The sequence below is a fragment of the Mesorhizobium sp. M7A.F.Ca.CA.004.06.1.1 genome, from assembly GCF_003999135.1.
Lineage (GTDB): Bacteria > Pseudomonadota > Alphaproteobacteria > Rhizobiales > Rhizobiaceae > Mesorhizobium.
This window is the reverse complement of the sequence record NZ_RZPQ01000178.1, coordinates 1-8,912: the sequence shown is the minus strand read 5'-3', so window position 1 is coordinate 8,912 and position 8,912 is coordinate 1. Positions and strand designations below refer to the sequence as shown.

The following is an 8,912-nucleotide window of genomic DNA, read 5'->3' as shown; positions in this document are numbered from 1 at the left end:
CAGCGCCTTCAGCTCCGCCACAAGGTTGGCGCGCCACGAATTCCCAAGATAGGAATCATTGTGGCAAATCTTCCATGGCGGCGCATGGGGCTTCCAGTTAGCGAACGGATCGGCGACTATATTGGTCGCATACCAGTAGCCGCCGTAGTATTTCTGCGCCTCCTTCGGCACGGCGGCCAGCGCGGCTGCCTGCTCCTCGGCCGTCGGATCGGCCGCGTGACTAGCCGCCAGCCCGACCAACGAAAATGCTGCCGTGCAGGCCGCCACGGTGATCACGCGGGCGAACCGTACGGCTCTGTTCTTCCAGGTAAGCATGCTCTCCTCCCCTTTTTATCATGAGGTTCGCAAACCGCCGGAAGGACGAATCTAACCCTCGCCATGAGGGTCGCTCATAGCAAACGTTAAAGACCCTCCCTGCTGGCCTGTTTGGAACAGAACCCCTGCGATGGTTATAGGAGACACTGACAATTCAGCCGAAGTCGTCGTTGGCTATGCGGCCATCGCCCCAGACGATGTCCATGGGCGCGCTCCGCAGTTGCGACTGTCACTAGGTGAGGCGACTTCCTCAGGGCAAGACGGGCATCTTGTAGTTTGCCAGGAACTCCGACCAGCCTGTATTGATGTGCACTTCCATCGCACCCGTAGCGCCCTCAACATCGCCCCGCTCCAGAGCGGCCAGAAGCGTCACGTGTTCATCGAAAACGCGCGACTGCCTGCCCGGCATCTGGCTCAGCAAGTCGAGCGGATATTTGGCCCAGAGTATGCGCACGAAATCGAGCGTCTGCGCCTGGCCTGCCAGTTCGTATAGCCGGAAGTGGAAGCGAAAATTCTTCTCCTGGCAGGCGGCGCGGTCGCCAGCCCTGGCGGCCATGAGAAGATCGTGGTTGATGGCTTTGAGAACGTACAGATCGTTCGGCGACATGCGCCGCGCAGCTTCCGCGGTCAGGCGCGTTTCAAGCAACTGTCGTAACTGGTAGAGTTCCTCGGCACCTTCGATCAGGAAGGGTGCGACGATCGCGCCGCGATGGGCACTCACCGCCACATAGCCCTGGGCTTCCAGCAGCCGCAGCGCCTCGCGCACCGGCGTGATCGAGACGCCGAGCATCTTGGCGATCTCGGCCTGCTTCAGCTTCTGTCCACGCGCGAGGACACCGACGATGATCTTTTCGCGCAGCACTTCAGCAATCTGATACTCAGCCGTCGTCCGTGATTTCAAAGACCAGTCGCCGCTGTCGTCGGCGAGACTGCGCTTGCTGATCTGTTGCTGCAATGCGTCGAGCGGCTGGTGGTCGGTCATTCCTCATTTCCGAAGCCGACACTCGAAACTGCTGGTCGACCTACATCAGGATTTCCATGTTCGTCCCGTTCCCGCAACCACAATCGAGCGGTTCAGCGTTCGACGGGCATCAGAATATTGATTTCTTCAGCCGGACTCTTGAGATCGGTTGATTTCGGCCTCTTGGCGAGTTGGGATCACGGTGGATTTTTTCCCATCGCGCACCCTAACGGAAGCATGGAGGAGTATCGTCAGTGAGCGACAAGGACCAGTTGGTCATTCCCGTCAAAGCCGTCCGCGATGGCGTCAATAAGGACCCGGAGTTTGCGATTGCCGCCCGCTTCTGGAACGCCCGCATCCGCTTCTACAGCAACGAGGCGGACGAGTATTTCATGGAGATCCGGGATGGCCGCGTCGTGGACTTCCAGCAAGGAAGCGACGGCTACAAGTCGTCGACCATCTATGTCGGCGGGCCGCGGGAAACCTGGCGCGACATCCTGAAGCCGGCGCCGGCGCGCTTCTGCAACGACTTCTTCCCGGCGGCGATCCATCGCGGCATGCGGCTCGGCGGCGATCTGTCGTCGCTCTACGCATATTACAGCGCCTTGCAGCGAATCCTCGCCGTGATGCGCCAGGAGATCAACGGCGTGAAGGCTTGAGGGACGGATGATGGCAAAGTTTGCAAAGATGGAATGCGGCTATCTGTATCTGACCCTGGATGACACCGAGTACCGTATATACCTCGAACAGGCTGGCACCGGCATCCCGGTGCTGCTGCAGCACACGGCAGGCACCGATGCGCGCCAATGGCGGCACCTTCTCGAGGATGAGGAACTCACCCGGTATTTCCGTTTCATCGCGTGGGACTTGCCCTACCATGGCAAGTCGCTGCCTCCCCTCACCCACCGCTATTGGGAGACTGGCTACAAGCTCAAGATGGACTGGTTCCTGCGCTACGTGCTCGAGTTGTCAAAGGCGCTCGAGCTCGACAGACCCGTCTTCATGGGCTGCTCGATGGGTGGGCTGCTGGCGACCGATCTGGCGCTTTACCATCCCGAGCATTTTCGCGCCGCGATCGCGCTTGAGCCTCTTATCAAGAGCCCCGAGCCTGGCACGCTGACAGACTGGTACTGGCACCCAACGACATCCAACGACACACGCGCCGCCTTGCAACACACACAGTGTTCGCCGAGCAGCCCGGAGGTTTACCGCCGCGAGACGATCTGGATGTACAGCCAGGGGGCGCCGTCGGTCTTCCCGGGCGACCTGCACTATTATGTCGAGGAGCATGATCTCACGGATACGGCCAAGTATATCGACACGGCGAAGATCGACCTCTATTTGCTGAATGCCGATTACGACTGGTCGGCGACGGTCGAGGAAGGGCGTCAGCTTGCGTCGATGATACCCGGCTCGAAATGGGTGCATATGCGCGACATGGGCCACTTCCCCATGGCCGAGAACCCGGCGAAGTTCCGGGAGTATATCGTGCCAATCCTCGATGAGATCAGGGCGAAGTCAGCAAAGCGCACCGGCTGATACCGCCCCGGGAGGCCAGCGAAAAACGCAGGAAGCAAAATCGTCGACGCTTTTTCCAACCTGGATTCTGGTTTACTTGACGCTGCCCGCCGTCAGCCCGCCGATCAGCCACCGCTGCGCGAACAGCCCGATCAGATAGACCGGTATAATGCCGGTGAGAGACGCTACCGCCATCTGGCCGAAATTTATCAATCGCTCGCCCTGGAAAAGAGCTATCGCCACCGGCAGCGTTCGGCTGCCTTCGTCATTGCTGAAGGCGGAGGCGAGCAGGAACTCATCATAGGCGAGGATGCCACAAATCAAACCCGTTGCCACGAGGCCTGGCGCCATGACTGGGCCGACGAGGCGAAAGATGATCGTGAAATACCCAGCACCGTCGATCTTTGCCGCTTCGTCGATTTCCACGGGCACCCGTCGCAGGAAGCCTGACAACAGCCAAAAGGCCACCGGCAGGTTGGCTATCCCGTTGACCAGGATAAGGCCAGACAGGCTGTTGAGCAGACCAAGCCGACGCAGAAGCAGAAAAAGCGGAATGAGCGCGACCACCGGCGGCGCCACGTAGGTCGCCAGCGTGAAGGCCGGAAGGAAGCGCCCGCCGACCTTCAACCGCACCATGGCGTACGTGGCTGGAAAGGCGACGGCGAGCGTCAGCAGGCTGCTACAAACCGCGACCAGCAGCGAGTTCGCCAGCAGGCGAAACAGTGGGATGATCTGGAAGGTGTTGATCCAGTTCGCCAGTGTCGGTGCCTGCGGCAGGAAATACCCGGTAAGCACCTGGTCTGGCGTCTTGAAGGAAACCGAGACGAGATACGCAATCGGCAACACAAAGAAGCCGACCATGACCGCGGCACACCCTGTTGCGACCCGGCCCCGCGACTTCCCCCCAGCTTGACTGGAATGGCTCATCCCGACCTCGTTTCGCTGCGTTTGTGAAGCCAGGTGATAGGCAGGGTGACAATACTGACGAGGATGGCGAACACCAGCGTTTGGGCTGCGGCCAGACCGACATCGAACTCCTGCATGGCAGTGCGCCATATGCGGAAGGTGGTGACGGTGGTGCTGAATCCCGGCCCGCCGAATGTCAGACCATAGACGAGGTCGAAGAGCTTGAACGCGATCACGACGCGCAACAGCAAGATGGCAAGCAGCGTCGGCATCAGCATCGGAAGCGTGATCTGCCAGAAGATCGTTCGCGGCGACGCGCCGTCGACACTTGCCGCCTCGAACACCTCGTCTGGCAAGGTCTGGAGCGCCGCATAAGCGAGGATCGCCACGAACGGCGTCCACTGCCAGGTATCGGCGACAGCGACCGAAAGGAAGGCTGCGGGCATGGTGCCGAGGAATGAGACCGGCTGGTCTATGATGCCGGTGCGCAACAGCACGCCGTTGAGCAGGCCGCCGGCGGGCGCAAGGATCAATTTCCAGGCCACGGCCACCATCATGGGCGGCGTCATTAGCGGCAACAGGATAAGGCTGCGCACCCACCTCGCCTGCTTCAGACTTGAATGCAGCATCATCGCGATCGCCAAGCCAAGTGCGAGCTGGATCAATGCGACGGGAATTGCGAAAATCGTCGTCCTCAACAGGGCCGCCTGAAAGTCGCCATCGCGCTGAATGGCGGCAAAGTTGGTCAGAACCGGCCAATGCTGGAACTGCCGCCCCAGCGAGCTCTTCGACAGCGACAACGCAAGCACGTCGAGAAACGGATAGATGGCAAAGGCGGAGAGGCCGAGCAGCAGCGGCGCGACCAGAAGGAACCCTGCCAATCGCGAGCCGCTTACCGTCGCTCCGGCCGATGTGGAAACCGGGTTGCCTCTATCCATTCAGCATTGCAACCCAAGCCGCCTGGGCATCTTTCATAGCCTGCTCGGGGGTCTTGGTATGAGCGAGAACCAATGCAAGTTCGTCAGCCAGGCCTTGCAGCATCTTGGACGCCAGTGCCCCGGTAGGCCAGGCAAGCGCGCCATTTAGTGCCTGGGCGCCAGCAGCCTGAACCTTCGGCGCCGCCGCCTTGTACTGGCTGCTGTCGAGAACCGACGTGAAGATCGGATCGATGCCACTGCCGGGAGTCAGTGTCAGCTTGAGGTTCATTTCCTTGCTGCAGGCAAACTTGACCAGTTCCCAAGCGGCGTCCGGCTGCTTCGAGCCGGCCGAGATCGCCAGGCCGAAACCGGCGTCGAGCGAGCCGCGATGCTGTTTGTTGGCGCCGCCAATCGGCATCTGCACCACGGTCCACTTGTCAACAATCTGCGACATTGCCGGATCCTGTGCGTTGACCCCGAGATCGGTCCAGAACTCGATCATGGCCGCCTTACCGGAGAGGAAGGCCGGCAATCCTTGCTCGAACCCGGTTTCCAGCGGCGTCGGCAGAGCATACGGAGCAACGTTAAGCATGGCCTGGACGGCCGCGATGCTGACTTCCGAATCGAGCAACGGCTTGCCGCTGGCATCGAAGAAATCGCCACCCAGACCAGCCAGCCGGTTGGTGTAGCTGCAGCCTATCATGAAAGGGTTTTTCACACCGAGCAGCGCGGTGCCGAAGATGCCGTTCGCTGTCTCGGCCTCCGTGATGACCTTCGCCGTCGCCAGATATTCGTCCCAAGTCGTGGGCGGCTTCTGGCCGCTCCGTTCCAGGATCTCGGTGTTGACGAACAGCACGTGCGAATCGCCGTCATATGGCACCCCCCAGCGCTTTCCCTTGTACAGTGTGTAGGGATCGTAGATCGACGGCAGGAAGTCCGCAGCGGCATAATCCTTGGCAATGCGGTCGGTAACGTCGACGACCGTGCCGTCTTCGGCGAGCGCGCCGAGCAGACAGTACCAGTAGTCGATGACGTCGTAGACGTTGGATCCGGACTGGACGTCGAGGGTCGCCTTTTGCTGGATCTGGTCGTTGGGAACCGGCAGTACGTTGACCTTCGCGCCGGTCGCCTTGCCGAACTCGTCTGCAACTATGCGTCCACCGGTGACGTGCGGCTGGATCACCATAAGATTGAGTTCGATACCCTTGAGATCGGGCGCGCTCCATGCCTGCCGCGGCATCAGAGCGGCTGCCCCCAGCATTGCTGACGTGCCGAGCAATTGCCGTCGTGTCAGCGACATTTGCTGCATGAGTTCCATCAAGTTACTGCTCTTCATTGCGCATTCCTCCACCAGCCTGCTTCTTAGTCGTTTTAGAAAGAGCCGCCTGGTAGCTCCTATTCCGCCCCGGCGTACGCATGTGGCGGTCAAGCACTTCGCCCTCACGCACCCCAGGCTTCTGCAGCGAAGTCACGAAGCAGCGCGGCGAACCTCGACCGACCGTCCGCGTGCCCGGAAACGGCAACGCCAATGCCGATCGCAGCAGGCGCTCCAAATCGCGCGGGCAACTGGATTGCGATGACGAGGTCGTCCTGGGCACTCAGATCGCGACAAACCGCGAAGCGATCGACGCGGTGCATTCGCAGCTCGTTGACAAGATCCTCCACATTGACCGCATGTGCAGCATCGCCGACGGCGTTCCCGTGCCGGAGAATGCCACGTACGTCATTCTCGTTCTCTGCTAGAAGCAGCATCCTGCCCAGGGCGTCGCTGCCAATCGGCAACTTCATGCCGGGACTCAGGCGATTCGTCCTTGGCTCGGCCGACGGCCAGGAGACATGCACATATTGAACGTGCACCCCATTGCGGACGCCAAGCCGGACATTTGCATTGGCCTCGATGCTCAACGCATCCAACGCCTGCAGCAGGCCGCTGCCCTGGAGAAACGTGTCGTGGACCCAGTTGCTCAACAGCACGGAGCGGACGCTCGGTAGGTATTTCCGCGTCTTGCGATCGCGCGCTATGAAACCTGCACCGCTCATGGCCTGTAGCAGCACGGACGAACTTGACTGGGGGATTTCGAGCGCGCAGGCGATTTCCGAGACCGACAGCGGGCGGCGAAGAGCAGCAAAGAGTTCAATGATTTCGAGCGGGCGCGTCGCCGATCTCAGGATGCTGCGGTTTGGCCGGGCTGGCAGGCGGCCGGCGTGATGACGATCGCATCCGGCCGCGCTCACTTCGGCGTCAGCTGCTTCGTTCAGCATCCCGGTTCGTCCAGAGAAAATTTCGGTAATGCAATGCCATCGGCGATGCGGTCGAACACCACATGGACGCGCGCACCAATCCTGAGGTTCGCCTGCCCGCCGACCAAATTGCTGACGACCAGCGGGCCTTCGTCAAGCCGCACCAGACATGTACGGTAGGGCAAGTCTGCCTCAAAGCCGTCCCAATAGGCGCGATGGAAATCCGCCCAGGACTGCAGCGTGCCTTTTCCGCTCGCCGGTTTCCAGGTCTGGCGGTCATTCAGGCACCGAGGGCAGACCGGCGCTTCGGGAACATGAGCGTCGCCGCACGCATCGCAGGTCTGCAGCGCGTAAATTGACTTGAGCGCATAGTCCCAGAACGGCCTGTTCAAGGGCGTAATCTTGGGCAACGGCTTTGCCTCTACGGATTTCTCGGAAGCGGAAGCGCCATACGCCATGTCAGCCGTCACGCCCGCGTATAAACGATCGTGCGCGTGCATGGTGTTGCTTGCACGTACGTCACGACTTCACAGTCCTCAACCTGCCGATCGCCGCATTCGCCACGCAGTTGGCGCACCGCCTCGACGTTGAGGGCCCAGCCCTGCATATACGAATTGGACAGATGGCCGCCGTCCGTGTTGGTCGGCAGCCGGCCGCCAAGTTTCAACGCTCCGCCCTCGACGAACCGGCCGCCTTCGCCGCGCGGGCAGAAGCCAAGGCCTTCGAGGCTGAACAGCACGGTCGGACTGAAATTGTCGTAACACATCAATGCATCGACATCGGCGGGCTCGACGCCGGCCATGGCGAACGCCTCATCGCCCGATGCCGAGACCTGATCGTGCCAGAAGTCGATGTGAAAATTCTCTATGGACGAGTTTCGATAGGCCTCGCGCCCCGAAAATCCGCTGATCCGAACCGGCGGCTTGGCGAGATCAGCGGCACGCTCGCTTGTCGTGAGGATCAGGCAGACGGCGCCATCGTTGATCAGGCAATAATCGAATAGGCGCAGCGGGGCGACGATCGGACGGGAATTCTCATGGTCGTCGATAGTCATTGCCTCCTTCATCACCGCGCCGGGATTGAGTTGCGCATGGCTGCGGAAGGCGACGGAAACTTCAGCGAGTTGCCGCGTCGTCGTACCGTAAAGCTCCATGTGGCGACGGAACATCATGGCGTGGGCGCCGCCGGGCGAGGTGAACCCCCAAGGGTCCCAATGGCCCGGCATTTCACCTCCGCCGTAGAAGACGCGGCGAGATCGGCCGATGTTGGCGTAAAGCAGCGCGACATATTTCGCCTGGCCGCTCGTCAAGGCGATCGTTGCCTCGATGAGGCCGATGCCCGACATGCGACCATGCCCCGGTAGGGTGATCGTCCAACGCGGATCAAGTCCCAGGACTTCGCCCATCCGGTAGTAGCTCGGAATACGACATGTAAGCAGGCCGTCGACCGCGCCCTTGTCCAGTCCGCAATCTGCAACCGCGTTGCGAAACGCCTCAGCCGCCAGGCCATACTCGTCCATGTCGGGAAAGTTGCCGTACGCCGTCGTGCCGACGCCCACCACCGATACTTTATCTCGAAGCCCAGAAAAGCCTTGCATCGTCCCTCCGTAATGGATGATGCATTTTATTTTATTTTGGTCAAGAGGCTCGGAACCGTTTCAGAGGCCGCGTGTCCCGACATAAATCGAGTAAAGAGACGAGGCAGCGGCTATGAACAGGCGATTGCGCTTGGGCCGCCGAACGTCAGGTTTGTGACGGGTTTCCGGGACCGCAATCTTACCGATTAATTCCCCTCGGGGCTGATGCAGTGAACACCATCAGCCGCGCTTGTCCAGATATTGCCATCGAGGTCCACGCTGAACCCGTCAGGCACCCCGGCATCGATCATGGCGAATGTCCGGCGGTTGCCAAGCCCACCATCGGCCGCTACGTCAAAAGCTAGGATCTCATGTGCGCCACCCAGGCGTGTGCGTCGCGCCTGAGTCGGCAACGAAAAGGATTTTCTCGGTGGGCGAGAAGGCCAGACCATTGGGCTTGTCCAGTTTGTCCGTGGCG

At 60.7% G+C, this 8,912-nt stretch carries 10 protein-coding genes and 1 pseudogene; 3 read left to right on the top strand and 8 right to left on the bottom strand.

What is annotated here, in order from left to right; all coding sequences use genetic code 11:
* Both EN906_RS13355 and EN906_RS13350 read right to left on the bottom strand, forming a co-directional pair.
* A pseudogene (locus EN906_RS13355) lies at positions 1-315 on the bottom strand (hypothetical protein); the annotation flags it as partial.
* Between the two features lie 250 nt (positions 316-565).
* On the bottom strand, positions 566-1,297 hold the full coding sequence (locus tag EN906_RS13350; RefSeq protein ID WP_050580511.1) for a GntR family transcriptional regulator: 732 nt from the start codon (positions 1,295-1,297) through the stop codon (positions 566-568).
* A gap of 233 nt (positions 1,298-1,530) precedes the next feature.
* On the opposite strand from EN906_RS13350, the gene EN906_RS13345 reads away from it, so the two are divergent.
* Positions 1,531-1,935 carry a hypothetical protein gene (locus EN906_RS13345; RefSeq protein WP_024504908.1) on the top strand — a complete coding sequence of 135 codons (405 nt, stop codon included), beginning with the start codon at positions 1,531-1,533 and terminating at the stop codon, positions 1,933-1,935.
* Positions 1,936-1,945: 10 nt separating this feature from the next.
* Complete coding sequence (locus EN906_RS13340; RefSeq protein ID WP_206517133.1) at positions 1,946-2,815, top strand: alpha/beta hydrolase; 870 nt, start codon at positions 1,946-1,948, stop codon at positions 2,813-2,815.
* Between the two features lie 72 nt (positions 2,816-2,887).
* On the opposite strand, the gene EN906_RS13335 is transcribed toward EN906_RS13340, so the two are convergent.
* The 6 genes from EN906_RS13335 to EN906_RS13310 all read right to left on the bottom strand — a co-directional run bounded on the left by EN906_RS13335 (position 2,888) and on the right by EN906_RS13310 (position 8,455).
* On the bottom strand, positions 2,888-3,655 hold the full coding sequence (locus tag EN906_RS13335) for a carbohydrate ABC transporter permease (RefSeq protein ID WP_236382678.1): 768 nt from the start codon (positions 3,653-3,655) through the stop codon (positions 2,888-2,890).
* A 62-nt stretch (positions 3,656-3,717) separates the two neighbouring features.
* Positions 3,718-4,638 (bottom strand): sugar ABC transporter permease, encoded by a 921-nt coding sequence (locus EN906_RS13330; RefSeq protein ID WP_024504905.1) that lies wholly within the window; start codon positions 4,636-4,638, stop codon positions 3,718-3,720.
* Positions 4,631-5,968, bottom strand: a complete 1,338-nt coding sequence (locus tag EN906_RS13325) for a sugar ABC transporter substrate-binding protein (RefSeq protein ID WP_236382677.1) — start codon at positions 5,966-5,968, stop codon at positions 4,631-4,633. The genes EN906_RS13330 and EN906_RS13325 overlap by 8 nt, the downstream gene beginning before the upstream one ends.
* Positions 5,969-6,057: 89 nt before the next feature.
* Entirely contained in the window at positions 6,058-6,879 is an 822-nt protein-coding gene (locus tag EN906_RS13320) for a helix-turn-helix domain-containing protein (protein WP_127267386.1), read from the bottom strand.
* Positions 6,873-7,358: an OB-fold domain-containing protein gene (locus tag EN906_RS13315; RefSeq protein ID WP_206517131.1), complete on the bottom strand. Its 486-nt coding sequence runs from the start codon at positions 7,356-7,358 to the stop codon at positions 6,873-6,875. The genes EN906_RS13320 and EN906_RS13315 overlap by 7 nt, the downstream gene beginning before the upstream one ends.
* The gene (locus tag EN906_RS13310) at positions 7,325-8,455 is read right to left on the bottom strand and encodes a thiolase family protein (RefSeq protein ID WP_127267387.1); all 1,131 of its coding nucleotides are present in this window, start codon (positions 8,453-8,455) and stop codon (positions 7,325-7,327) included. The genes EN906_RS13315 and EN906_RS13310 overlap by 34 nt, the downstream gene beginning before the upstream one ends.
* Before the next feature lie 209 nt (positions 8,456-8,664).
* On the opposite strand from EN906_RS13310, the gene EN906_RS38800 reads away from it, so the two are divergent.
* A complete protein-coding gene (locus EN906_RS38800; protein ID WP_281060441.1) occupies positions 8,665-8,799 on the top strand; it encodes a hypothetical protein in 135 nt (44 codons plus the stop codon).
* The last annotated feature ends 113 nt before the right edge of the window (positions 8,800-8,912 follow it).

Excerpts from the sequence above, each read along its gene's own strand:
- EN906_RS13330 (WP_024504905.1), bottom strand. The coding sequence starts at position 4,638 with ATGGATAGAGGCAACCCGGTTTCCACATCGGCCGGAGCGACGGTAAGC.
- EN906_RS13320 (WP_127267386.1), bottom strand. The coding sequence starts at position 6,879 with ATGCTGAACGAAGCAGCTGACGCCGAAGTGAGCGCGGCCGGATGCGAT.
- EN906_RS13340 (WP_206517133.1), top strand. The coding sequence starts at position 1,946 with ATGGCAAAGTTTGCAAAGATGGAATGCGGCTATCTGTATCTGACCCTG.
- EN906_RS13350 (WP_050580511.1), bottom strand. The coding sequence starts at position 1,297 with ATGACCGACCACCAGCCGCTCGACGCATTGCAGCAACAGATCAGCAAG.
- EN906_RS13310 (WP_127267387.1), bottom strand. The coding sequence starts at position 8,455 with ATGCAAGGCTTTTCTGGGCTTCGAGATAAAGTATCGGTGGTGGGCGTC.
- EN906_RS13315 (WP_206517131.1), bottom strand. The coding sequence starts at position 7,358 with ATGCACGCGCACGATCGTTTATACGCGGGCGTGACGGCTGACATGGCG.
- EN906_RS13335 (WP_236382678.1), bottom strand. The coding sequence starts at position 3,655 with ATGGTCGGCTTCTTTGTGTTGCCGATTGCGTATCTCGTCTCGGTTTCC.